Raw genomic sequence first — 25,026 nt, forward strand, 5'->3', positions numbered from 1 at the left:
CCTAAGCAAAATGTACACTTTGTGACAATTTTTAAATCTAAAATATAGAAATACTTATCTTTATATTGAATAATGAATTTAACTCCAATTAACCAAGGAGTAGCACAATATGGAAGTCGTAAGATATTTGCATCATTCTGATCTACTGCTGGAAGATGAAGAAGGTGTGGTCATTATTGGCGGCAGTCGCTATGTACTCAGCGTTGGTGACAAAGTCGTTTTAAAGAAGATGCTAGAACAAGATAAAAAGCTTTATCAGATTGATATTTCCTTTGCCAGCAATAATCACAGTAGCACCTATGAAGATGAATGCGTGGTGAAATTCCAAGGCTGCCGAGACTCATATCAGCAGTATTTAAACTCGACCACTGTACACTAAGGTGGAGTATCTTTTTAACTTCAAATCAGGCAACATCAGGGTTGCCTTTTTTATGCATTAAATTCAGTTAAAAGGGCCTATTCATGGGCTTGTTTTGTGTGGTGTAAGCTGGAACTGATTATGGAATAATCATTAAGAGCATCATTTAGTTATAAAATAACGAGCATCACGAAGAAACACTTGAGTTGCATTAACTTTTAACTGGAAATTTAGTAAAATTTCGGAGTCCATATTATTTATGAAGCTTGGAATAAGCAGGAATTCATAAGTAATTTTTTAAAAAAGAGGAATAACACTGTGCTAGAAGCTTACCGCCAACACGTTGAAGAACGTGCCGCACTCGGAGTCCCACCGAAGCCACTTGACGATGCCCAAACAGCTGCATTAGTTGAACTACTAAAAAACCCGCCAGCTGGTGAAGAAGCATACTTGGTAGATTTGCTTGAAAACCGTGTACCAGCAGGTGTTGACCAAGCTGCATATGTAAAAGCTGCGTTCTTAGCTGCATTGGCAAAAGGTGAAGCAACCTCTCCACTCGTTTCTAAAGAACGTGCTGTTTACTTACTAGGTACTATGCTTGGTGGTTATAACGTAGCACCTTTAGTTGAACTTTTAGATAATGCTGAGCTTGCTGAACTTGCAGCTGAAGCATTGAAAAAAACGCTTCTTGTATTTGATGCATTCCATGACGTTGCTGATAAAGCAAAAGCTGGTAACGCAAATGCTCAAGCAGTGATGCAGTCTTGGGCTGACGCTGAATGGTTCACTAGCCGTAAAGACGTTCCTGAAGAAATCAAACTGACTGTTTTCAAAGTAACTGGCGAAACCAACACTGACGACTTGTCACCTGCACAAGACGCTTGGAGCCGTCCAGACATTCCATTGCACGCAAATGCAATGTTGAAAAACGTACGTGACGGGATCAATCCAGAAGTTCCTGGTGAAGTAGGTCCACTTAACCAAATCAAAGAATTGATCGCGAAAGGCAACCAGGTTGCTTACGTAGGTGACGTTGTTGGTACAGGTTCATCTCGTAAATCTGCAACTAACTCTGTACTTTGGTTCTTCGGTGACGACATTCCGCACATCCCGAACAAAAAAGACGGTGGTTACTGCCTAGGTTCTAAAATCGCTCCAATTTTCTTCAACACGATGGAAGATGCTGGTGCGTTACCGATCGAGATCGATGTTGCTAACATGAACATGGGCGACGAAATCGTTCTTAAGATCGATCACGCTGCTGCTAAAGTAACTGCGTTCAAAGACGGCGCGCAAATCGCTGAAGCTGAACTTAAAACTCCAGTACTTCTAGACGAAGTACGTGCTGGCGGTCGTATTAACCTGATCGTTGGTCGTGGTTTGACGACTAAGGCTCGTGAAGCTTTAGGTCTTCCAGTATCTACAATGTTCCGTACTCCGGTTCAACCTGCTGCAACTGGCAAAGGTTTCACTCAAGCTCAGAAGATGGTTGGTCGCGCTTGTGGTCTTCCTGAAGGTCAAGGCGTACTTCCAGGTACTTACTGTGAACCTAAGATGACTACTGTTGGTTCGCAAGATACAACAGGTCCAATGACTCGTGACGAATTGAAAGACTTGGCTTGCCTAGGCTTCTCTGCTGACCTGGTAATGCAATCTTTCTGTCACACAGCTGCGTATCCAAAACCAGTTGACGTTCAAATGCAACACACGCTTCCTGATTTCATCATGAACCGTGGTGGTGTTTCTCTACGTCCAGGTGACGGTATTATCCACTCTTGGTTAAACCGTATGCTTCTTCCAGATACCGTTGGTACTGGTGGTGACTCGCATACTCGTTTCCCAATCGGTATTTCATTCCCGGCGGGTTCTGGTCTTGTAGCGTTCGCTGCAGCAACTGGTGTTATGCCATTAGACATGCCTGAATCTGTACTTGTGAAGTTCAAAGGTAAAATGCAGCCTGGTATCACTCTACGTGACCTTGTACATGCAATTCCTTACTACGCAATTAAGGAAGGTGACTTAACTGTAGAGAAGAAAGGTAAGAAAAACATCTTCTCTGGTCGTATCCTTGAGATCGACTTAACAGAAATGGAAACTGACCTGACTGTTGAGCAAGCGTTCGAACTTTCTGATGCTTCTGCTGAACGTTCTGCTGCAGGTTGTTCTATCACACTTTCTGAAGAGAAAGTTGCTGAATACCTTCGTTCAAACATCACCATGTTGAAGTGGATGATTTCTGAAGGTTATGGCGATGCGCGTACTATGGCTCGTCGTGTTGAGAACATGGAAAAATGGTTGGCTAATCCAAGCCTGATCAAAGCGGATGCTGATGCTGAATACACGAAAGTGTATGAAATCGATCTTGCAGACATCAAAGAACCTATTCTTTGCTGCCCGAACGATCCAGATGATGCAAAACTTCTTTCTGACGTTCAAGGCGCGAAAATTGACGAAGTATTCGTTGGTTCTTGTATGACTAACATCGGTCACTTCCGTGCAACTGGTAAGTTGCTTGAGAAAGTTCCTGGTGGTGCATTGTCAACTCGTTTGTGGATCGCTCCACCGACGCGTATGGACGAACATCAGTTGATGGAAGAAGGTTTCTATAACATTTATGGTAAAGCTGGCGCGCGTACTGAAATGCCAGGTTGTTCATTGTGTATGGGTAACCAGGCACGTGTAGCTCCGAACACGACTTGTGTATCGACTTCTACGCGTAACTTCCCGAACCGTTTAGGTCAAGGTGCTAACGTTTACCTGGCTTCTGCTGAACTTGCTTCTGTTGCTGCTGTATTGGGTAAATTACCTTCTCCAGAAGAATACCAACAGTACGCAGCTCAAATTGACAGCATGTCAGCTGACATCTATCAATACTTAAGCTTCGACAAGATGAGCGAATATACTAACGCTGCTAAAGACGTTGATACTAAGAAAATTGCTGCTGCTCAGTTAACTTAATGAGCTAGGACTAAGAAAAGCCGAAAGGCTTTTCCCTAGCGCAAGAGCAAATCTATGATTTGCTTTGTTAATTAAGCAATAAGCGGTATAAGATAAGGGCTGAGTAATCAGCCCTTATTTTTTTTATATGAATAATCATACTTGCTATATGTGTGATAATTTGGCGACAACAAAAGAACACGTGCCACCAAAATGCTTATTTCCAGAAAAGAAGGACTTAAAAGATATTAGCCTAGATTTAAGGAAAGCCCTAATCAAGGCACCTTCATGCGTGGATCATAATTGTAAGAAGTCAGGTGATGATGAATATCTGTTTAATGTTTTGTCAATGACGATTCAAACGGGTAAATATGGACTTTTAAATTTTGAAAGTAAGGTAATGCGTTCTTGGACCAGAAAGGATCGAATTTCTAAACTAAAAGAAAAATTACTATCGACAGCTAGAACAGTAAAAATAAAAGATCCAGAGTCAGAAGATATTTTTGAGGCTTTAGAGTTAACAATAGATAGAGATAGATTAAAAGAAGTTTTAAAATGTTGTGCTCTAGGACTTTATTATTATGAATTTGGAAAGAAATATAAGGGGTCAATACACTCAACTCCTCTATTCTCACCAATCCTTGATAAAAATTGGATAGAACAACAAAGTCAAATGGAGGATTATTATTCTAATAAATTTAAGAATATTAAAAGAAAGGGCGATAATCCTGAGATTTTCCAATATGCATTTTATCAAGACACTTTTAATAATATGCTGGTAGTGCAAATGTGGTTTTATGAAGAATGTAAAGTAATATCATTTTTCAGATAGTCATATATTAAAAAACTTCTGTAAATTACACATTTATTAAATATATTAGATCTCTTGCGAAAGTCATTATTGCAAGTTTATCCGGTTTACGAGTGCAGCAATTAAGTTAATGCGTAAGCCGAATCTTTTCCGTCTATTTCGATAGCGTTCACTTAATATTCTAAATGTTTTCAATTGACTATTAATGTGTTCGATCACAACTCGTATTTTTCCAATCATTTTATTGTACTTTTTCTCAACATCAAATAAGGGTAAATTCTTCTTTTTCTTTATTGGCATCAATAATTTAAAGCCATCTTGCTCTAATCCGTAGTACCCTAGATCAGTCATAACATATTCACAATGTTTGAATTTCTTAACCGTTTTTCTTGCCAATTTAATGTCATGCTGACTGCCATTCGATATATCTAGCCCTATGATTTGTTTGCTGTTCGGATGATAGATCACTTGTACTTTTAGCGTATATTTCTTCTTTTTACCACTGTAGAATTTACTCTGATTTTTTTTTCGGACGTTCTATTGAACATTCTGTCGCATCAATAATTACCCAGTTAAAGTGTTCGTCTGCCGTGGTAATGCTTCGTTTTGGCAGAGTAAAACGTCTTGATTTCATCAATGCATCTTCAACCTTTTTAATGGTTCGATTCACATTACTTTCAGCGATATGGTAATTTGCCGCTAATTCCAGTTGAGTGCTGTAGTTCCGTAAGTAATTGAGAGTTAATAACAACTGATCCTCTATATCTAAAGTATGAGGACGACCTGATTTCTTTTTGAGTGATTCTGCTTTTTCTAAAACCTCTACCATTTCAGTAAAAACATGTCGAGGTACGCCAACCAAGCGTTTGAATTCAGAATCTGAAAAACGATTTAATTTCTGATATCTCATGAAATTTATATTGAGGTGGTTTTTACTTTCGCAAGAGGTCTATTATTTAATTCAAACATTAAAAATTATTGAAAGTTGACGTAAAATGCCCAAACAATCCCGCTTCCTCTGTATTGGTGGTTTCCTCAATGGAACCCAAGTCAAAGACCAAGGTGACAGTTTTATCTGTGTCGAAAAAGGCAAAAATGTCACTTATACCAAAAAGGAAATCTTCCATCCTGATTCATGGGATCACGACTATTATGTTTGTGAAACGACCACAGACAAACAGGCACGAAATTGGGTTTATGACATTGAGACAAAATAATATTTAATTCGATAAAGAAAGACATGGGTTGGCGTTATCGTCAGCCCATTTTTATATACGTTTTAAAATATTCAGACAATAAAAAGCCCCATGGTTAGGGGCTAGTCGTATATAGGTCAAGCCCATATACTGTAAGAGGCTCATCTCAAACTAAGCGTATTAGAACACAGCAGCCTGCAAATAACCATCTAAATCTGATTTAAACAGCCAATTGTTGCTCAATCACCGGCCATAAATTCTGATGCGATTTTTTAAACATCAGCATATGACCAATGGCCTTATAGGCATAACTTTTAGGTTTAAGTTCAATTATTTGGGTTTTTGCGTTTGGATATAAACGTAGTAAATCTTTCACATTGGCTTCGGTGGCAATCTCATCATCCGATGACCAGATTGCAGTCATAGGGCAGGTGATTTGCGCATGATAATCATGGGATGGTGCAATATTTTTACCAATCGCGTTGATTACATAACCCGGTTTACTACAGAACTGCGCCCATTCGCGAGCTACATCTTTCGGCAGGTTTTCACCCATACCAATCGCTTGAGTCGGGCCATAGCCTTTAGTGAAGCGTGCCAGTGGGAAAATGACATTAAACATCACTGGCGCAAGTAACTTGGTTTTGCCTTTGAGTCCTTTCACATGTCCGGTAGAGCCAGAGACAGCCACCACTTTTGCGACTTTATGATGATTTGGTACGATTCCTAAAAGCTGACCACCGGCACTATGTCCAAGTAGTATCACTTTTTCTGCATTAGTACGCGTTGATAAAGCATCTATTGCGGCCGGTATATCCAGTTGACCCCATTGCACAATACTGGCTTTTGAATTTTTCAACGGGCCATGTAGTGAATCACCAATCCCCCGGAAATCAAAGACCATAACCGCATAGCCTTGCGCTTGTAACCACACACAAAACTGATGATAAAACTGTTTAGTAATGCCAGTTGCCGGGCAGACTAATACTGGAAGTTTGTCAGTTTCAGAAATAGCTGCATAAAAACGTGCACTTAAGCGATAGCCATCTTGGCACTGGAGAGTCAATGTTTCAAATTCAGACATACGTTACACTATGATTTTTATCATCCCATGAAGCTTTTACTGTATAGGTTTTTAGCAGGGTAGCTTGGGGAAAACATGACTTAAAAGTCAGTAAAATAATAGAGATGGAATAAACTTATGCAGCTAATGGAACTTGAGCTGGCCGTTAAAATAGCCATTATTTTTAGTGGAATATTCTTGTGGATCGGGATGTTCACCGGCGTCTGGAAATATTGGCAGATTCGTCAATCGCCTCAGTCACGTGCACATTATTATGTCGATATTGCACATCGTAGCAGCCTACTTTATGCACCCGCAACTTTAATTCTGGCAGTGCTAGCCTATTGTTCAGTGTTGCCGAGTATGGTGAATCTGATTTGCGTACTGGTCAATATTCTGTTTTTTAGCTTCTCGATTGCCGCTTATATGTTGCATGGTTTCCTGAAAGACACGACGAATCAGTTTAAACAGCCGCATCAACTGGGTAAATTTCATTTGCCAGGAAGTTTGATGACTTTCGCCATGCTAGGTTTAATTGTCGCAGAATTGGGCGGGACAGGGATTTTGCTCTATGGAGCATTTATCGGATTATTTTAATCTTATTTTTATAGTTATTCTGAAAGGATACTGGAATGCTTGAAAGTTAAAACACTTTTTTCACCAGATGGATGACTGGCCAAATCATCCATCTGGGCTAATTTAAAATTTGTTTATCGGTATTTCTGGTCTATGGCAGCCCATAGGAAAAATGCAGCTGAGACAATCAGTGCATAGCCAAAGTATTCAAGTTTTAGATTACCTTGAATTAAGCAATGGACGGTTAAAGTCAGCATGAGTGCAAAAGTGGTGCATATAAATGTCACCAGATTGGTGTTGTTGGCTTTAAGAGCGTCAATGAAGACTTGCTTGTTGAAATGTAATGATAACATCTCCATCCCTCCCATTTATTTATGTTATTGAAGATTAAAGCAGATTTAATCAGTCAGAATTGAATATATAGTTGTACTGTTTAATTTGGACCTTTGCAACTGCTGTGGCAGGCTTTTACAGTCAAAATGGTCATCTTTAGTCGTATAACTACATAATCACTTGATTAGGCAAGAATTATATTTTCAGATTTCACCTCCAGCTAATTTTGGAAATAAGATGTAGTCATCATTTGATCAATGCGACCAGATAGAAAATGCAAATTCTACGCCAAAGATATGTAGTGTTAATCAATACTTTGTAAGCTTGCGTATGACTCGGAGGGGGACTTGGTTTAAGTTGGCAACAATAAGTATCTAAAATCAGGAAATTAAAATTTCTGTTTATATTTATATAAAAAAATAAAATAATTAAAGTGCAATTCTATACATCATATTTTATAGAAAATCTTAGTATCCAGATTTACAGCGGTGATTTGATGCCATGATGAAGAAACAATAAATGCCCGTTTGGGTAAAACCTGACAATTATTGATCACGCTCAAACCGGATTTTGGGTAAAAATACGATTTTTCAGACATCCTAGAAATTTTAGTTTCTAATACGGTCAATCACAGCTGTAATCAGCAATACAATCATGGATGGAATAAACCAGGCCAGATTCTGTTCTGATAGAGGTAAGTTTTGCAGTAATGCAGGCAATTCAAAACCAGCGACTTTTAATCCGTCAAAAATACCAAAGATCAAGGCCACCAGGGTCACTGGCGCAATCACATGAGATGGTTTCTTGAAGAAGCTCGCACAGAAGCTCAGCATAATGACGCTAATTGCAGGCGGATAAATCGCGCTTAAGACTGGAACCGAAACAGCAATCAGTTTGGTTAAACCCAGGTTTGAAATCACTAGTGAGAAGCCCACCAGAACAAATACAAAGATCTTGTATGGAATCTTGGTCAAGTTGGAGAAATACTCAGCACAGGCACAAGTCAGACCAATTGCAGTCACCATACAGGCAATAAAAATCATGCCAGACAGGAAGTAAGCACCCATATCGCCAAAAGCATGTTGTACATATGCATGCAGGATAATGGCACCATTGGCTGCATTTGGTGCAATCTCATGGCTACCTAGTCCAAGTTTAAACAGACTTAAATACACCAGAGTTAAACCAATACCAGAGATAATGCCGGCATTGACCGCATATTTGGTAATCAGTTTTTTATCGGTTACGCCACGTGAAGTAATGGCTTTGACAATCACAATACCGAAAACTAAAGCGCCTAAAGTATCCATGGTTAAATAACCATTCACGATGCCTTCAGTCACTGGACTGGTAACGTAATTATCGATCGCTGTAGGCGGATTACTGGCAGGAATCATCACGGCTGCTACACCCAAAATTATCAAAGAAATAATTTTAAGTGGCGACAGGAAATAGCCGACAGTATCCAGAATCTTGTTTGGATATAAGGACACGATGGTGACCACAGCAAAATAGATGATGCTGTAAATGAGCAGACTGCCAGATTCATTGCCAAAGTAAGATGAAAAACCGATTTCATAAGAAACGGTTGCGGTACGTGGCGTCGCAAATAAAGGGCCAACAGCTAAGTAACAGATTACAGTCAGCAAAATACTGGCTGCTTTGCCCAGAGGCGAGCTTAGTGCCTGAATGGAGCCTTCAACGCGAGACAACGCAATAATGGTAATCACGGGTAAGCCGACTGCTGTAATAAGGAAACCTAAAGCAGCGAGCCATACGTGTTCACCGGCTTGTTGAGCCACAATCGGTGGAAAGATAATGTTGCCCGCACCAATAAATAGTGCAAAGGTCATAAAACCTAGGGCGACAATATCCCGGGTACGCAGACTTGTCATAAAGGGAGATCAATAGAACAAAAGAAAGCGATTTTAGTGTATATGTCCAATTTTTTGGAGTTTATTTTAAGGCTGGAAGCCTTGATTCTAGTGAGTTTGCGGATCACATAACCGGTCATTCAAATCTTGGTAGAAATATATGTTTGATAATTCGCTGAAAAATATATTTTTCCTTATAAGCTCAAAAGATATCTACACTTGATATCAAAATATGCCAGTTATTGTTTGTATAAATAAGCGGCAGTGAAAATTCCTATTTCAAGGAAAATTGCTGTGCTGAAACTCAACAACTGCGACATATTTCGCAAAAAAGGGATTATAATTCAGGGATTCATAGTGAGGATAGGTATATGCGAGCTCCAGCGATTAGTCTTAAAACTGAGCAAGATGTTGAAAAACTGCGGATATCTGGGCGTTTGGCTGCAGAGGTTTTAGCGATGATCGGGGGGCATGTCAAGCCAGGTGTCACGACTGAATATCTGGATGATCTCTGTCATGATTTTATTGTCAATACATTAAAAGTGACGCCAGCCAATATTGGCTATTATGGCTATACCAAAACCACCTGTATTTCACCGAATGAAGTGGTTTGTCATGGCATTCCATCATCAAAAGTCGTTCTGCAGGATGGCGATATTATCAATATTGATGTTGCCATTATTAAAGACGGTTATTTCGGTGATACTAGCCGGATGTACTATGTTGGAACCCCATCTCCAGAAGCCAAGCGATTGGTCAATACCACTTATGAAGCTATGGTGGCCGGGATTCATGCGGTGAAGCCGGGCGCGACCTTGGGTGATATTGGTTATGCGATTCAAACGGTCGCCCAGCGTGAAGGCTATTCCATTGTGCGTGAATATTGCGGTCATGGCATCGGCAAGGTCTATCACGAACAGCCAAACATTCTGCATTATGGTCAGCCAGGTCAGGGCATTAAATTGGTTCCGGGAATGGTGTTTACTATTGAGCCAATGGTGAATATGGGCAAAGCTCGCGTCAAAGAGCTGAAAGATGGCTGGACTGTGGTCACCACGGATAAATCCTGGTCTGCCCAATGGGAACATATGGTTTATGTGACTGAAACCGGGTTTGAAGTCTTGTCGCCTTGGCCTGAAGGCACAGGTGAGTATCCGGAAATTTAAAATATTGATTGAATGATCTTTATTAAGATAATCCACTTACATAAATTACAACTCACTCGTTCTTGCTGACGAAAACATACAAAACACTACATTAAACAGTGGTTTAGGATTTTATATCTGATTAAACTAAGAGTCAGATACATAGGTTCCCTTTTTTTCGCTCACTATGCTGTAGTGAAAGTTTCTCTAGCTCATTTTTCCCCAAGAATGAGCTATTTTTTTGTCCAGTTTTTCTCAAAAGTACTTCACTTAGCGCTGATTTAATTCAGCAACCAGATAATCAATAAAGACCCGGACTGCGGGCAATAAGCCGCGACGTGAAGGATAAACCACATGGAAAATACCATGTGGTGCTTTCCAGTCAGGAAGCACCCGAACCAGTTCACCACTTGCCACGTACTGCTCGACCACGTTATCTGGCAACAAAGTGACGCCTGAGCCTGACGCGGCCAGTTGTGCCAGCATATTTAGGTCAGAACCCATGACGGTTGGACTGACACGGATTTTTTTCTGTTCCTGCTGTTCATTTTGTAAGGTCAGAAACTGTTCGGTATGGTCTTCGGCCATACTCAGGATTTTATGCTCAGCCAGTTGCTCAGGGTTTTTCAGTTCACCAAATTCGTTTAAATAACCCTGACTGGCGAATAAGTGCTGCTCAATTTTTTCAAACTGGCGAATCACCAGATTCGGATCATCATCCAGGCTGGAACGGACACGTAAGGCCAGATCAAAGCCTTCATTGATAATATCGACCCGGCGATTGGTGATCATCATCTGGACTTTAATTTCAGGATATTTCTTTAAAAAATCTGGCAGAATTTTTGCCAGTTCATTCTGGGCAATAGACACTGGCAAACTGACTTTAATGGTTCCGCGCGGTTCGGTACTCAGATGATCCACCAGATCATGCGCTGCCTGTGCAGCACTCAGCATGACTTGGGCATGCCGGTAAATATTCATGCCGATATCGGTCACAGCAAAATGACGCGAACTGCGCTGAATCAGACGTACACCCAGACGCTCTTCCAGATTAAACACCCGGCGGCTAAGTTTGGATTTGGGAATATCAGTTGCACGTTCGGCTGCACTAAAGCCGCCATGTTCCACCACCTGAGCGAAACAATAAAAGTCATCCAGATCAGACAGCATGGTTTAATTCCATTCTTGCAACGATAAGCTGATTAAAAATTGATTGTTGCATACTGTCAATCAGAGAATGTAGTGCATAAAGATTTTAATTCGCGGATTTCAGTAAACCTAGCAGTGTTTGCATGCCATCGGTCGCGTTTTGGGGGATTTTGTAAAACTGTGCAGGCAAATACTGCTGTTCGGCTTTCGGGTCGATGTAATAGGCCTGACAGTACGCAGGAATATCATGAATTAACCCGGCGACCGGATAAACCTGTAGGCTGGTGCCAATCACCACAAAAATATCGGCATCCTGTACACAGTCTTGGGCTTCTTCATACGCGGGCACGGCTTCGCCAAACCAGACCACATGCGGACGTAACGGATAGCCTGCCTTACAAAAGTGTTGATTTAAATCTAATTCAGCACCTTCAATTGGATAAAACTCGGTCGTGCTTTGTGCATCGGGGCCTGAGCTTTTGGCCAGACGAATATTGCCATGTAAATGGATCACCTTGGAGCTGCCGGCACGTTCATGCAAGTCATCAATATTTTGAGTGATTACATGCACATCAAAGTTAGCTTCAAGATTGGCGATCAGCTTATGGGCTGCATTTGGCTGTGCTTCCAGAATGTTTTTACGGCGGGCATTATAAAAGCGTTGTACCAGTTGTGGGTTTTTGGCCCAGGCTTCGGGTGTGGCGACTTCTTCTATACGATGCTGTTCCCAAAGTCCATCACTGTCACGAAAAGTATTAATGCCACTTTCGGCGCTCATGCCTGCACCGGAAAAGACCACCAGCTTTTTCATTATTCTGTCTCCTGAATCTTTAGGTAGCTGAACCGCTAGATTGCGAATTTTCTTTCAAGAAGATGCCAAGTTCTCGGGAAAATTTTAGCGGTTCAGTCAGTAAAGGCGTATGGCCAGACTTGCTGAAAATTATCTGTTTGGCATGAGGCAGGCTTTCTGCAATCAGGCGCTGACCTTCAAAAGGATACAACTTGGATTGTACACCGCTAAAGAAGGTCACCGGACAGCTAAGCTGAGCTAGAGCCTCGCGGTAATCTTCACGATGATATAAATAATTATTGATATACCACGCCATATAATCCACCCGGCTGGAAGGTAATAACAGGCTTTGCAGGCGAGGTTGATTTAGGATAAATGCGAAAGCTTTCAGACTATATTTTTGTTCATTTTGTAGCTGAATAAACTTTAGCCATAGGGCAGCGATTTGTTTACGTACCGAAATGTCGAGATCGCGGATCAATTCAACTTGCTGGTATTGTGCAAGTAGGGCAGAGAGCTGCTGCAGGATGTCGATAAATTCCTGATGACGTGGACCAAAAAGTCCAAAAGCCCAAGCATCATCGACCGGAATTTTAGGTGTTTGATCGATATGTAAATAAGCAGAAATCTGACTGGAAAAGTTGTCATAATGCATGCCGTGCATTGCGGTGGTTGCACCCATGGAATAGGCAATGACGATGACTTGATCTAATTCTAGCTGGGTCAGAACTGAACGCACATCCAGCCAGTGACTGGAAATTGCATCGAGATCTTGCGGAATTTTACAGCGACTGGAAGCCCCAAAGCCGCGCCATTCTGGAATAATGAAACAGAAATTTTTCTGATGCGGATAAAGAAAAGCTTTCCATTGCCAGCTCAGCATGCCAAGTCCCGAGAGCACCAGTACAGGCTGTCCCTGACCATATTCGCGTACAAATAGCTGTTCACCATCGGGCATGCGATAAAAGGGCATGTGTGTCTCCGTATTTAGAATTATTTTGCGTCAAATTGTTTGAGTCGCGGAATGACTTGTTCCAGCCAGGAAATCCAGCCCAGTTCCTGATCAATTCCCAGTTGCAGAATCATTTTATGAATATATAAGGTACGGTCAGTTTTGTCCGCTTGAGCAAAGTCTTTGGCAAAAATCTGCTGATAGGTTTTCAGTTTTTCTTTATGCAGTTCCAGATGGCGTTCCAGTTCTGCCAAGGTGTTATTGCCACCAAGTTGGGCTTCGGCACGCAGACGTACCATTAGTTCTTCGCGCAGTTGTGCCGGTGGGCTTTGTTGTAGCATCCAGTTGGCCAGTTCTTCGCGGCCCAGACGTTCTACCTGATAAGTCTTTTTGCGGCTATTCGAGTCTTCCTCTTCTATCGTCGAAATCCAGCCTTTTTGCAGCATGGCATTCAGCTCGCGATAAATCTGCTGATGAGTGGCATTCCAGAAGAAGCCCATGGAACGGTCAAAACGGCGAGCCAGTTCGATTCCGGTGCTAGGTTTTTCAATCAGGCTGGTCAATAAAACATGCGCTAAAGACATAAACGTCTCAAAAAAGTGACTCGGGATTATTATGCAACATGTTGCATAAAAATCAATTCTGGCATATAAATTAGTGCAACAAGTTGCATTAAACTGGAAAGATTGAGGGATCAAACTGCCAGTTGCTAAAACAATAGCCAGCCTAAACGCATGCTCAGGAGTTGAAATGTCTAAATATCCGAATTTACTTGCCCCATTGAACTTGGGTTTTACCACACTTAAAAACCGCGTATTAATGGGTTCCATGCACGTTGGTCTTGAAGAAGCACCCGGCGGATATGATCGGATGGCAGCTTTCTATGCAGAGCGTGCCAAAGGTGGAGTCGCTTTAATCGTCACCGGCGGGATTTCTCCAAATGATCATGGCGTAACGTTTCATGGTGGTTCCAAACTTGACACTCTTGAAGAAGCTGAAAAGCATAAAGTGATTACTCAGGCCGTACATGAGGCGGGCGGGAAAATTGCCATGCAGATTCTGCATACCGGGCGTTATTCTTATCAGGCTGAAAATGTCGCGCCATCCCCAATTCAGGCACCGATCAATCCAGTCAAACCGCATGCTTTAACTTCGGCTGAAGTGCAGCAAACCATTGATGATTTTGCCAATTGTGCCAAGCTGGCTCAATATGCCGGTTATGACGGTGTAGAAATCATGGGCTCGGAAGGCTATCTGATTAACGAGTTTATTGCAGCACGTACCAACCATCGTGATGATGAGTGGGGCGGAAGCTATGCAAACCGTATCCGTTTCCCGATTGAAATCGTACGCCGTACCCGTGAAATGGTCGGTGAGAACTTTATCATTATTTATCGCTTGTCTATGCTGGATCTGGTCGAAGGCGGTTCAACTCTGGAAGAAGTCATCCAGTTGGCCAAAGAAATTGAAAAAGCTGGTGCGACCATTATCAATACTGGCATTGGCTGGCATGAAGCGCGTATTCCGACCATTGCCACCAAAGTGCCACGTGCAGCCTTCACTTGGGTCACCCGTAAACTGAAAGGTCAGGTGAAGATTCCTTTAATCACTTCAAATCGTATCAATACTCCGGAAATGGCTGAATATGTATTGGCATCTGGTGATGCTGATATGATTTCTATGGCTCGCCCAATGCTGGCTGATTCGGAGTTTGTTCTGAAAGCGGAGCAGGGTCGTAGCGATGAGATCAATACCTGTATCGGTTGTAATCAGGCCTGTCTGGATCATATTTTCTCAATGAAAATTGCCACCTGTCTGGTCAATCCACGTGCCTGCTATGAAACAGAGCTCATTTTTAAAGAAACCAATGTGGCAAAAAATATTGCCGTGATTGGTGCAGGTCCTGCAGGTTTAAGTTTTGCTGTATATGCGGCAAATCGCGGTCATCAGGTGACGGTATTTGAAGCCGCTGCTCAGATTGGTGGGCAGTTTAATATTGCCAAGACCATTCCAGGCAAGGAAGAGTTTTATGAAACCTTGCGTTATTTCAAACGCCAGATTGAATTACAGCCACGTATTAAATTGCAGCTGAACCATAAGGCGAGTCTGGAAGAACTGGCTCAGTCAAACTTTGATGACATTGTGGTGGCAACAGGCGTGACACCGCGTCAGCTTGAGATTCCGGGCATTGCTCATGCAAAAGTACTGTCTTATCTGGATGTTCTGAAAGAGCGTAAGCCAGTGGGGCAGCGAGTTGCCATTATTGGTGCAGGCGGTATTGGTTTTGATACAGCCGAATTCCTGAGCCATGAAGGGGAAAGTGGCAGTATCAATCCGGAAAAATTCTATGATGAATGGGGTATTGATACTGACTATGAAAATGTCGGTGGCTTAAAAGCCGCAAATGTAGAAAAACCGCAACGTGAAATTTATTTATTGCAACGTAAAGCCGCTTCAGTCGGCGCGAGTCTGGGTAAAACCACAGGCTGGATTCATCGTACCGGTTTAAAACACCGTGACGTAAAAATGATTGCGGGCGCCAATTATGAAAAAATTGATGATCAGGGCTTACATATCGTCGTGAATGACAAACCTGCAGTGCTGGAAGTCGATCACGTGATCATTTGTGCCGGTCAGGAATCTTATACCGCCATGTTTGATGAGCTAAAAGCAGCCGGGAAAAATGTGCATCTGATTGGTGGAGCGAAAGAAGCGGGTGAGTTGGATGCCAAACGTGCCATCCGTCAGGGTGCTGAATTGGCGGCGGTGATCTGAAAATATTAAAACCTTCTTTTTCCCCTCTCCTTTATTAAAGGAGAGGGTTAGGGAGAGGATTTGTAAGAAAGAATCCCCCCTTGCGAAGCAGTACTTCTCACCTTTAATAAAAGGGGGAATTCTGTCAATTAAAAGAAAGAAGTATTTAAGCTTTTATTAAAAAATATCAAAAAAGAAGGAATCCAAAATGACCATCGAAAATACCAGAAAATCCATTGCACGCTGGCATGAGATGCTGGAAACCCGTGATATGTCGATCTTGAATGAACTACTTGCTGAAGAAGTGGTATTCCGTTCACCCGTAGCGTTTCAGCCTTATCCTGGAAAACAGATGGTATTTTTTATTTTGACCAATGTCATTCAAGTCTTTGAAAACTTCACTTATCACCGTGAATTTATAAGTGAAGATGGTAACAATGTCGTACTTGAGTTTTCTGCCAATGTGGGCGATAAAAAACTAAAGGGAGTTGACATGATTCAGTTTAATGAAGAGGGTCAGATGATTGATTTTGAAGTCATGATCCGACCTAAGTCCGGACTTGAAGCCCTGGCTGTACAGATGGGCCAGCGGATGCAATCATTCCAAGCTAAAACTTAATTCGAACTATTGATTCAAGTCGGCATGAAATTTGTAAATCACAGCTAGTACAACTAGAGGGGGATGACAGATGAAAATGTTGCTTAAAAAATTGGGTCAGCTTTCCAGTGAATATCTGGATCGTTTCAGCGGAGCAGACGAGCCGACCCTGTATTACCATCCGAATGGTGTATTTTCAGGACTCATTGAACGCCTACCGCAGCTGCAACAAAAATATCGTCCTACGCCGTGGCTAGCTAATGCACACGCACATATTCTGTATTTTGATTTAATTAAAAAACATACCATTAAGCTGAAATATGATGCGCTTGAACAGCTGAAAATGTCAGATGGCGGCATTACCGGTATTGCATGGTATGGTCTGGATCTTCCGGCAAGTACGCCAACGATTGTCTTACTCCATACTATTACCGGTTCTCCTGAATCGATGCGTGAGCTGGTTCGTGATCTGCATAAGCATACCGGTTGGCGTGTGGCGTTGTGTTTACGCCGCGGTCATGCTGACTTACCCATGCCTGTGCCTAAAATGAACCTGTTTGGTTCAACTCAGGATTTGCGTGAACAACTCTTGTATATACAGGACAGATTTCCTCAGTCCGACCTCTATGGAGTCGGCTCTTCTGCGGGGACAGGATTGTTAGTGCGTTATCTGGGTGAAGAGGGTGAACAAACCCCATTAAAAGCAGCTTTTGCTTTATGTCCTGGCTATAACACTGAAACCGGTTTTGCCAATGTGCATCCGTTTTACAGTAAAGTCATGGCCAAAAAACTGATTAAGCGCTTTATTCATCCTTATCAGGAAACCTGGCAGGTCTGCCCAAGCTGGAAGCAGTTATTAGAAGTTAAAGATCTGTCTGAATTTGAAAAACTCTATTTTGAACTGGCCGGATTTGCGGATTATGCCAGTTATACCCAGGCAACCAATCCGATTTATGTGTTTGAAAGTGTCAAAATCCCGCTAATGATTTTAAATGCGGAGGATGATCCGGTGTGTCACATTCGGAATTTAGAACCTTATAAAGAAAAAATTCGGAAGATGTCCAATATTATGGTGATTACCACCAAAAAAGGCAGTCATTGCGGCTTTTATCAGGGCTTAATGCAAACCGAATCTTGGGCTACCCGACTAATGGCAGACTATTTGATTCACTTATCTCGTGCACCGGCAACAGTATCTGCTTAAAAAGTTCCAATAAAAAACCCAGCATCTGCTGGGTTTTTTTGTTGAATGATCCTGTAATCAGTCAAGTGCTGGCATCGCTGCAGCAATCGCGTCAGCAACTGCATCATCCTCAGACTTATTTTCTGAGTTTGAATTGGTTTTAGGTGTGGTCTCAGCAGGCTTTGACGCAGGTTCTTCGCGGGTTTCAGGCACTGGTGCCGGCTCAGTCGTTTCTGGCTTTTTGATTTCACGACGGATTTCGGTCGTGGTATTTTCAGTTTGCTCACGTTGAATTTCAACTGTTGGCGCTACTTCTTCTTCAATTGCCGCTGGTTCTACAGGTTCAAGCGGTTCAAATTGCGTTGGTTCTGGAGTCGAGATTTCAGATGCTGGAGTAACTTCTACTTGCTCTTCTTCTTTTGGTGCTTCTTTTTTTACACACGCAGTTAATGTCAGGCCAGTCAGGATTAGGGTGGAGATTAAAAGTTTCTTCATCATCATTGCATCAAACATAAAAGTGTGGAGGGGATACACTATTATAGCAGCAAAATGCAAGATAGAAATCATATGAACTTACTGTAATTTTTTATAGGAATTGCTGTTAGAATAGTCAATTGTTTATTGTTCTTTGAATTGATGCGGATTGACTTTGCTTTCTAGGTACAAGGTAAAGTAAAATTGCGCAACATTGCAGGCCGATTTAGGCTCGATTGTACGAGAAACCCAATGACCCATTTTATTTTCGTTACTGGTGGTGTAGTTTCATCACTAGGTAAAGGTATTTCAGCTGCTTCTGTTGCTGCACTTTTAGAAGCTCGTGGTTTAAAAGTGACCATGGTAAAAATGGATCCATACATTAATGTCGATCCAGGGACAATGAGCCCATTCCAGCATGGTGAAGTTTTTGTTACAGAAGATGGTGCTGAAACAGACTTAGACTTGGGTTACTACGAACGTTTCTTGCGTCGTGCGAAAATGACCAAACTGAATAACTTTACATCAGGCCGTGTTTACCAGGATGTTCTGAACAAAGAACGCCGTGGCGACTACCTGGGTGGTACTGTGCAAGTTATTCCACACATTACTGACAATATCAAAGAGCGTGTACTTCGTGCAGGCGAAGGTTATGACGTTGCGATCGTAGAGATCGGCGGTACTGTAGGTGACATTGAATCTCTCCCATTCATGGAATCTGTACGTCAGTTAATGGTTGAACTTGGTCATAAACGTACCATGTTAATGCACTTAACGTTACTCCCATACATTAAGTCTGCAGCAGAATTAAAAACCAAACCAACACAGCACTCTGTTAAAGAACTCCTGTCGATTGGTATTCAGCCAGACATTCTCATCTGCCGTACAGAATACGATGTAGATGCCGATACGACGCGTAAGATTGCATTATTTACCAACGTTGAAGCACGTGCCGTTGTGGTATGTAAAGACGCGCGTTCGATCTACCAGATTCCACGTACATTCTACGAACAAAATGTTGATGATTTAATCTGTGAACGTTTTGGTTATAACGATCTTCCTGAAGCTGATTTAACAGATTGGGATAACGTTGTAGAAGCCCTACTAAACCCTGAATACACTGTACGTGTTGCAATGGTTGGTAAATATGTTGAACTTCCAGATGCTTACAAATCAGTCAATGAAGCACTTCTGCATGCGGGTATTCAAAACCGTGTGAAAGTTCAGATTGACTACGTAAACGCTGAAGAGCTTGAAAGCCAAGATGTAGCAGAAGTATTGAAAGATGCTGATGCGATTCTGGTTCCAGGTGGTTTCGGTGAACGCGGTACTGAAGGCAAAATGAAGGCGATTCAGTTCGCTCGTGAGAACGGTGTGCCGTTCCTCGGTATTTGCTTGGGTATGCAGTTGGCTGTGATCGAATACGCACGTAATGTTGCTGGTATTGCAGACGCGACCTCGACTGAATTTAACCGTTCAACCAAATCTCCATTGATTGGTTTAATTACTGAATGGTTAGATGAGCGTGGTGAAGTTCAGCAACGTTCTGCTGATTCTGATCTGGGTGGCACGATGCGTTTAGGCGCGCAAAAATCTGAACTGGTTGCAGGGACTAAAACTGCAGAAGTTTATGGTTCTGAAGAAATCATCGAGCGCCATCGTCACCGTTACGAGATGAACAACCGTTATATCCCAGTGCTGGAAGAAAAAGGCATGAAGATTTCGGGTTATTCTCCGGTACAGCATCTGGTAGAAACTGTTGAAATTCCTGCACATCCTTGGTTTATTGCAGTACAATTCCACCCGGAATTTACCAGCTCGCCACGCGATGGTCATCCATTGTTTGCAGGTTTCATTGATGCTGCGAAAAAGCAGTACCAAAAAACCAAATAATCGGTGCGTAGGACACAACTAGGGAAGTTTAAATGTCGCAATTAAAACCACAAGAAATTGTACGTTTGGGCGATATACAAATGGCAAATCATTTGCCATTTGTATTATTCGGCGGAATGAATGTACTTGAATCTAAAGACCTGGCTTTTGAAATCGCAGAGACTTATGTTGATATCTGTACACGTTTGGGTATTCCATATGTGTTCAAAGCCAGCTTTGATAAAGCCAACCGTTCAAGCCTGAACTCTTTCCGTGGCCCAGGCCTGGAAAAAGGTCTCGAGTGGTTAGCTGACATTAAAAAACACTTTAATGTGCCGATCATCACCGATGTGCATGAGCCGTACCAAGCGGCTCCTGTTTCAGAAGTGGCAGACATTATTCAATTGCCAGCTTTCTTAAGCCGTCAGACGGATCTTGTTGAAGCCATGGCAAAAACGGATGCGATCATCAACATCAAAAAAGCCCAGTTCCTGGCTCCGCACGAAATGCGCCATATTCTGCATAAGTGTCTGGAAGCCGGAAATGACAAGCTGATCATTTGTGAACGCGGTTCGGCATTTGGCTATAACAATCTGGTTGTAGACATGCTGGGCTTCGACATCATGAAAGAAATGAATGTCCCGGTTTTCTTTGATGTGACCCATGCCTTACAAACCCCAGGCGGCCGTGCAGATTCTGCCGGTGGTCGTCGTGCGCAAATTACAACGCTTGCACGTGCGGGTATGGCAACGGGTCTTGCAGGCTTGTTCCTGGAAGCACATCCAGATCCGGAAAAAGCCAAGTGTGATGGTCCATGTGCGCTGCGCATGTCTCAGCTTGAGCCGTTCCTGGCACAGCTAAAAGAATTGGATACCTTGGTTAAAGGTTTCGAAAAGTTAGATACACACTGAGTTTATCACTCTTGCGCTGCCGTATAGGCAGCTCATATTAATCAACTGAGGAATAGTTCATGAGCCAAATCGTTGACATTCGTGCACGTGAAATTTTGGACTCTCGTGGTAACCCTACCATCGAAGCAGACGTAATCTTAGCATCTGGCGTAGTTGGCCGTGCATGTGCACCATCTGGTGCTTCAACTGGTTCTCGTGAAGCTTTAGAACTTCGTGATGGCGATAAAGCGCGTTACTTAGGTAAAGGCGTTAAAACTGCGGTAAATAACGTCAATACGTTAATCCGTGACGCTTTGGTCGGTAAATCAGTATTCGAACAAAAAGACATCGATAACACGATGATCGCGCTTGACGGTACTGAAAACAAAGAAAAATTAGGTGCAAACGCAACTTTGGCAGTGTCTTTGGCTGCTGCGCGCGCTGCTGCTGAAGAAAAGAAAATTCCTCTTTTCCAATACATCGCAGATCTTCGCGGTCAAACGATTTTGACCATGCCTGTACCAATGATGAACATCATCAATGGTGGTTCACATGCAGACAACAACGTCGATATTCAAGAATTCATGATTGAGCCAGTAGGCTTCACTTCATTCTCTGAAGCGCTACGTGCCGGTGCTGAAATTTTCCATTCACTTAAATCAGTATTAAACAAAAAAGGTTTAAACACTGCGGTAGGTGATGAAGGTGGTTTTGCACCGAACTTACGTTCAAACGAAGAAGCAATTACGGTTATTCTTGAAGCAATTGGTCAAACTGGCTACAAAGCAGGTTCTGACATCATGCTTGCGCTGGATTGTGCATCTTCAGAATTCTACAAAAATGGTCAGTACATTCTTGCGGGCGAAGGCAACAAAGCGTTCACAAGCAACCAGTTCTCTGACTATTTAGCAGGTCTTGTAAACCAGTACCCAATTATCTCGATTGAAGATGGTCTGGACGAATCTGACTGGGAAGGCTGGTCTTACCTGACTTCTATTCTTGGCGACAAGATCCAGTTGGTTGGTGACGACTTGTTCGTAACGAACCCGAAAATTCTGCAACGTGGTATCAACGAAAAAGTGGGTAACTCGATTCTGATCAAATACAACCAGATCGGTACCTTGACTGAAACTTTAGATGCCATCTACCTTGCGAAAGAGAATGGTTACTCTACTGTAATTTCACACCGTTCAGGTGAAACGGAAGATTCAACGATTGCTGATCTTGCAGTAGGTACAGCAGCGGGTCAAATCAAGACTGGTTCACTTTGCCGTTCTGACCGTGTAGCGAAATATAATCAATTACTTCGTATTGAAGAATTGACTAATGCTGCATATCGCGGTAAAGCTGAGTTCAAAGGTTTGAACTAAGCGACTTATGTCAATGTTAAATGTATTCGACTCGACTGCGAGTAAAGTACTGTTGGGCCTTGCGATCATTTTGATCGCAGGGTTTCAATATTTATACTGGTTTGGTGAAGGTGGTTATCATGATCATCAGCAACTGACCCAGAAAATCCAGCAACAGATGGAATTGAATGATGAGCTGAAAGAGCGTAATCGCGTTCTGGCGGCAGAAGTTTATGATTTGAAGAATGGTATTGAAGCCATCGAAGAACATGCGCGTTTAGATCTTGGTCTGATTAAGCCACGCGAAACTTTTATTCAAATGAGCACGATCAGTACTCAATATAAACCGATCTATCTTAATCCTAATTCTAAAGTAGACCTGCGAACCAATGAGTCAGCCGAAGCACCAACCACACCCTAAACTTTGGGTCATTCTTCCAGCTGCAGGTTCCGGTAGCCGTTTCTCCAAAACAGAACTGAAACAATATCAGATGATTCAAGAGCGAACTGTTCTTGAACATACGGTGGCTCGTCTGAATCAACTGCCTTTGGCGGGTTATGTCCTGGCGATTGGTGAACAGGACAACGTCGCAAAAATGCTGCCATTTTCCAGTCAAGAGAAAGCCCATTTCTGTCTGGGCGGTGCCGAGCGGGTGAATTCCGTGTTAAATGCACTCACGTATTTATCTCAAATCGCTTCTGAAGATGAGTGGGTGCTGGTACATGACGCGGCGCGTCCCTGTGTCGGTCTGGATTGTCTGCAACAGTTAGTCAATACGGCGATTACAAATGATCAGGCTGCGATTCTGGCGATTCCAGTAAGAGATACACTTAAGCGTGTAGTAACCAATTTTGATATTGAGGAAACAGTGGATCGCTCAATGCTATGGCAGGCACAAACACCACAAATGGCCAAGCTAGGTGTGTTGAAACGGGCGATTGAGCAGGCTTTGCAAGATGGTGCTACGATTACTGATGAAGCCAGTGCGCTGGAACATATCGGCGAACAGGTGAGTGTAGTACAAGGGCGTTCCGATAATATTAAAATTACCTATCCGGACGATCTGGAACTGGCCAAACTGATTTTACAGGCTCAGGCTTAAAAATATATTCAAATAATATTTAAATAAAAGCAGAATAAATCTGGCTATAGCGATCTATTCGCTATAGCTTTCACTTATAATTTTGCCATCATTCTTTTTCACCTTTTGGCCAATGATACCTTCACAGCAGTATCGGTTTTTACGTCACTCTTTGCGTGATGGACGTAGTATTAACCCGCAAGATTCATCTCGATGGACCAAGTTGCACCTTGATCCCTGGTTATTGTGCTTTCTAGTTCTCAATGCAATCCTGGGTTTAATGGTGGTGTATAGCGCGACATCCGAAGACTCTGGCATGGTGGTGCGTCAGGCGATCAGTTTTGGAATTGGTTTTGTGCTGCTGTTTATCTGTGCGCAGATTCCACCGAAAGTCTATCAGGCGATTAGTCCATACCTGTATGCCTTCGGGATCTTCATGCTGCTTCTGGTCTTTGTGATTGGTGAAAAACGCTTGGGTGCAACCCGCTGGATTACCTTGCCGGGGGTAGGAAGCATGCAACCGAGTGAGGTGATGAAATTTGCGATGCCTTTGATGATGGCATGGTATTTTGCACGTAAGCCGTTTCCTCCCAAATTTTTGCATATTGTGGGGGCTCTGATTTTATTGGGCGTACCATTTGTTTTGGTGGCGCTTCAGCCTGACTTGAACATTGGCTTGGTGATTCCCGGTATTTTTGTTCTATTTTTAAGTGGGATGTCGTGGCGTCTGATTGGTGGTGCAGCCGCTGCAGTAGCCGTGGCAGCTCCGGCTGCATGGATGTTTGTATTACAAGAGTATCAAAAAAAACGTATTACCACGTTATTTGATCCGGAATCGGATGCCTTGGGTGCAGGCTGGAATATCATCCAGTCCAAAATTGCGATTGGTTCAGGTGGTTCCACGGGCAAAGGCTATACCGAAGGTACCCAATCACATTTAGGTTATCTGCCTGAACATCATACTGACTTTATTATGTCGACTTATGCCGAAGAATTCGGTTTTATCGGTGTTTTCCTGCTGTTTAGTTTATTCACTGCCATTATTATTCGCTGTCTGATGATTGGTTTAAACAGCTTTCATAACTTTGGCCGTTTATATGCTGGAGCCATGGGACTGACTTTCTTCTTCTTTGTATTTTTAAACTCAGGCATGGTGAGCGGGATTTTACCTGTAACTGGAGATCCATTACCGCTCATGAGTTATGGTGGAACGGCAGTGATTTCCATGCTGGCCGGGATGGGCATTGTGATGTCGATTCATACCCATCGATAAATCATTCTAAAAGTCGGACTGGTTCCGGCTTTTTATATACTTAAAATAAGTTGTTTTAAAAATCCTGTTTTGGCCAGAAGAAAAAAGAAGAATATTTTAGAATTCGTATGAAATTAAAAAGCCCTCAAATGAGTAATGCCAGTCAGTTAAGCAGACATTAGAAAAATGTAGTAAAAATGAGTGTATGCCAATACGCTCATTTTTTTTATGACTTTATCTGAAAATTTAGATTGCACCCTTCAACATTCTTTGCCTTCACTCAGCCATTTCAGTGAACTCATTGATTTAAACTGGATTAAAGAAAGCCTACATCAAACAGGTAAGGCTTCTATCAGGAGAAGAAAATTACCTGCCGAACATGTGGTAT

Annotated in this window: 25 protein-coding genes; 16 read left to right on the top strand and 9 right to left on the bottom strand. The window is 42.4% G+C overall.

From position 1 onward, the window contains the following. Positions 1-109: 109 nt before the first annotated feature. The 3 genes from F890_RS07160 (at position 110) to F890_RS07170 (ending at position 4,127) form a co-directional block, all read left to right on the top strand. Entirely contained in the window at positions 110-379 is a 270-nt protein-coding gene (locus F890_RS07160; RefSeq protein ID WP_005103439.1) for a hypothetical protein, read from the top strand. 297 nt (positions 380-676) lie between these two features. Further along, positions 677-3,316 (top strand): bifunctional aconitate hydratase 2/2-methylisocitrate dehydratase, encoded by a 2,640-nt coding sequence (locus tag F890_RS07165; RefSeq protein ID WP_005103437.1) that lies wholly within the window; start codon positions 677-679, stop codon positions 3,314-3,316. Positions 3,317-3,476: 160 nt separating this feature from the next. After that, on the top strand, positions 3,477-4,127 hold the full coding sequence (locus F890_RS07170) for a hypothetical protein (protein ID WP_228127358.1): 651 nt from the start codon (positions 3,477-3,479) through the stop codon (positions 4,125-4,127). A 66-nt stretch (positions 4,128-4,193) separates the two neighbouring features. On the opposite strand, the gene F890_RS18100 is transcribed toward F890_RS07170, so the two are convergent. Further along, positions 4,194-5,016 (bottom strand): IS5 family transposase gene (locus F890_RS18100; protein WP_143115431.1). Its coding sequence is split into 2 segments (ribosomal slippage): positions 4,194-4,634 and positions 4,636-5,016, totalling 822 coding nucleotides; the frame shifts between segments, so codons are not numbered across the junction. Positions 5,017-5,101: 85 nt separating this feature from the next. On the opposite strand from F890_RS18100, the gene F890_RS07185 reads away from it, so the two are divergent. Further along, positions 5,102-5,323 carry a hypothetical protein gene (locus F890_RS07185; protein WP_005103435.1) on the top strand — a complete coding sequence of 74 codons (222 nt, stop codon included), beginning with the start codon at positions 5,102-5,104 and terminating at the stop codon, positions 5,321-5,323. 199 nt (positions 5,324-5,522) lie between these two features. Here F890_RS07185 and F890_RS07190 read toward each other — a convergent pair whose 3' ends face one another. After that, a complete protein-coding gene (locus tag F890_RS07190; RefSeq protein ID WP_005103433.1) occupies positions 5,523-6,386 on the bottom strand; it encodes an alpha/beta hydrolase family protein in 864 nt (287 codons plus the stop codon). A gap of 117 nt (positions 6,387-6,503) precedes the next feature. On the opposite strand from F890_RS07190, the gene F890_RS07195 reads away from it, so the two are divergent. Continuing rightward, a complete protein-coding gene (locus F890_RS07195; protein ID WP_005103432.1) occupies positions 6,504-6,962 on the top strand; it encodes a hypothetical protein in 459 nt (152 codons plus the stop codon). Positions 6,963-7,075: 113 nt separating this feature from the next. Here F890_RS07195 and F890_RS07200 read toward each other — a convergent pair whose 3' ends face one another. Then, positions 7,076-7,294 carry a hypothetical protein gene (locus F890_RS07200; protein ID WP_004645284.1) on the bottom strand — a complete coding sequence of 73 codons (219 nt, stop codon included), beginning with the start codon at positions 7,292-7,294 and terminating at the stop codon, positions 7,076-7,078. 588 nt (positions 7,295-7,882) lie between these two features. After that, on the bottom strand, positions 7,883-9,169 hold the full coding sequence (gene brnQ, locus F890_RS07205) for a branched-chain amino acid transport system II carrier protein (RefSeq protein ID WP_004278737.1): 1,287 nt from the start codon (positions 9,167-9,169) through the stop codon (positions 7,883-7,885). Positions 9,170-9,519: 350 nt separating this feature from the next. Here brnQ and map point away from each other — a divergent pair, with 350 nt between their 5' ends. Further along, complete coding sequence (gene map / locus F890_RS07210) at positions 9,520-10,314, top strand: type I methionyl aminopeptidase (RefSeq protein ID WP_004278735.1); 795 nt, start codon at positions 9,520-9,522, stop codon at positions 10,312-10,314. A gap of 249 nt (positions 10,315-10,563) precedes the next feature. Here the strand turns inward: map and F890_RS07215 are convergent, their stop codons facing one another. The 4 genes from F890_RS07215 to F890_RS07230 form a co-directional block, all read right to left on the bottom strand. Then, positions 10,564-11,463 (bottom strand): LysR substrate-binding domain-containing protein, encoded by a 900-nt coding sequence (locus F890_RS07215; protein ID WP_005103429.1) that lies wholly within the window; start codon positions 11,461-11,463, stop codon positions 10,564-10,566. An 85-nt stretch (positions 11,464-11,548) separates the two neighbouring features. After that, entirely contained in the window at positions 11,549-12,253 is a 705-nt protein-coding gene (locus F890_RS07220) for an SIR2 family NAD-dependent protein deacylase (protein WP_005103428.1), read from the bottom strand. A gap of 19 nt (positions 12,254-12,272) precedes the next feature. Further along, on the bottom strand, positions 12,273-13,205 hold the full coding sequence (locus F890_RS07225; RefSeq protein ID WP_005103426.1) for an alpha/beta fold hydrolase: 933 nt from the start codon (positions 13,203-13,205) through the stop codon (positions 12,273-12,275). A gap of 20 nt (positions 13,206-13,225) precedes the next feature. Further along, positions 13,226-13,768 carry a PadR family transcriptional regulator gene (locus F890_RS07230; protein WP_005266216.1) on the bottom strand — a complete coding sequence of 181 codons (543 nt, stop codon included), beginning with the start codon at positions 13,766-13,768 and terminating at the stop codon, positions 13,226-13,228. Between the two features lie 166 nt (positions 13,769-13,934). Between F890_RS07230 and F890_RS07235 the strand changes: the two genes are divergently transcribed. From F890_RS07235 to F890_RS07245, 3 genes are all read left to right on the top strand, one after another. After that, a complete protein-coding gene (locus F890_RS07235; protein WP_005266217.1) occupies positions 13,935-15,959 on the top strand; it encodes an NADPH-dependent 2,4-dienoyl-CoA reductase in 2,025 nt (674 codons plus the stop codon). 187 nt (positions 15,960-16,146) lie between these two features. Then, complete coding sequence (locus F890_RS07240; protein WP_005266218.1) at positions 16,147-16,557, top strand: nuclear transport factor 2 family protein; 411 nt, start codon at positions 16,147-16,149, stop codon at positions 16,555-16,557. Positions 16,558-16,627: 70 nt separating this feature from the next. Continuing rightward, positions 16,628-17,740, top strand: a complete 1,113-nt coding sequence (locus F890_RS07245) for a YheT family hydrolase (RefSeq protein WP_005266219.1) — start codon at positions 16,628-16,630, stop codon at positions 17,738-17,740. 57 nt (positions 17,741-17,797) lie between these two features. Here the strand turns inward: F890_RS07245 and F890_RS07250 are convergent, their stop codons facing one another. After that, entirely contained in the window at positions 17,798-18,220 is a 423-nt protein-coding gene (locus F890_RS07250) for a hypothetical protein (protein WP_212749438.1), read from the bottom strand. Positions 18,221-18,445: 225 nt separating this feature from the next. Between F890_RS07250 and F890_RS07255 the strand changes: the two genes are divergently transcribed. The 7 genes from F890_RS07255 to F890_RS18555 form a co-directional block, all read left to right on the top strand. Beyond that, the gene (locus F890_RS07255; RefSeq protein ID WP_005100051.1) at positions 18,446-20,086 is read left to right on the top strand and encodes a CTP synthase; all 1,641 of its coding nucleotides are present in this window, start codon (positions 18,446-18,448) and stop codon (positions 20,084-20,086) included. 32 nt (positions 20,087-20,118) lie between these two features. Then, positions 20,119-20,976 (top strand): 3-deoxy-8-phosphooctulonate synthase, encoded by an 858-nt coding sequence (kdsA, locus tag F890_RS07260; RefSeq protein ID WP_005266221.1) that lies wholly within the window; start codon positions 20,119-20,121, stop codon positions 20,974-20,976. 59 nt (positions 20,977-21,035) lie between these two features. After that, on the top strand, positions 21,036-22,325 hold the full coding sequence (gene eno, locus F890_RS07265; protein ID WP_004278719.1) for a phosphopyruvate hydratase: 1,290 nt from the start codon (positions 21,036-21,038) through the stop codon (positions 22,323-22,325). A gap of 7 nt (positions 22,326-22,332) precedes the next feature. Then, positions 22,333-22,725, top strand: a complete 393-nt coding sequence (locus F890_RS07270) for a septum formation initiator family protein (RefSeq protein ID WP_004645271.1) — start codon at positions 22,333-22,335, stop codon at positions 22,723-22,725. Beyond that, on the top strand, positions 22,694-23,407 hold the full coding sequence (gene ispD / locus F890_RS07275) for a 2-C-methyl-D-erythritol 4-phosphate cytidylyltransferase (protein ID WP_005100062.1): 714 nt from the start codon (positions 22,694-22,696) through the stop codon (positions 23,405-23,407). Before F890_RS07270 ends, ispD begins: the two co-directional genes overlap by 32 nt. A gap of 112 nt (positions 23,408-23,519) precedes the next feature. Then, positions 23,520-24,659 carry a rod shape-determining protein RodA gene (rodA, locus tag F890_RS07280; RefSeq protein WP_004645269.1) on the top strand — a complete coding sequence of 380 codons (1,140 nt, stop codon included), beginning with the start codon at positions 23,520-23,522 and terminating at the stop codon, positions 24,657-24,659. 207 nt (positions 24,660-24,866) lie between these two features. Further along, positions 24,867-25,026: transposase domain-containing protein (locus F890_RS18555; protein ID WP_005266224.1), on the top strand; the 160-nt coding region annotated here is incomplete at its 3' end.

Origin of the sequence: Acinetobacter sp. CIP 64.7, from assembly GCF_000369745.1 — a bacterium.
Taxonomy (GTDB): domain Bacteria; phylum Pseudomonadota; class Gammaproteobacteria; order Pseudomonadales; family Moraxellaceae; genus Acinetobacter; species Acinetobacter fasciculus.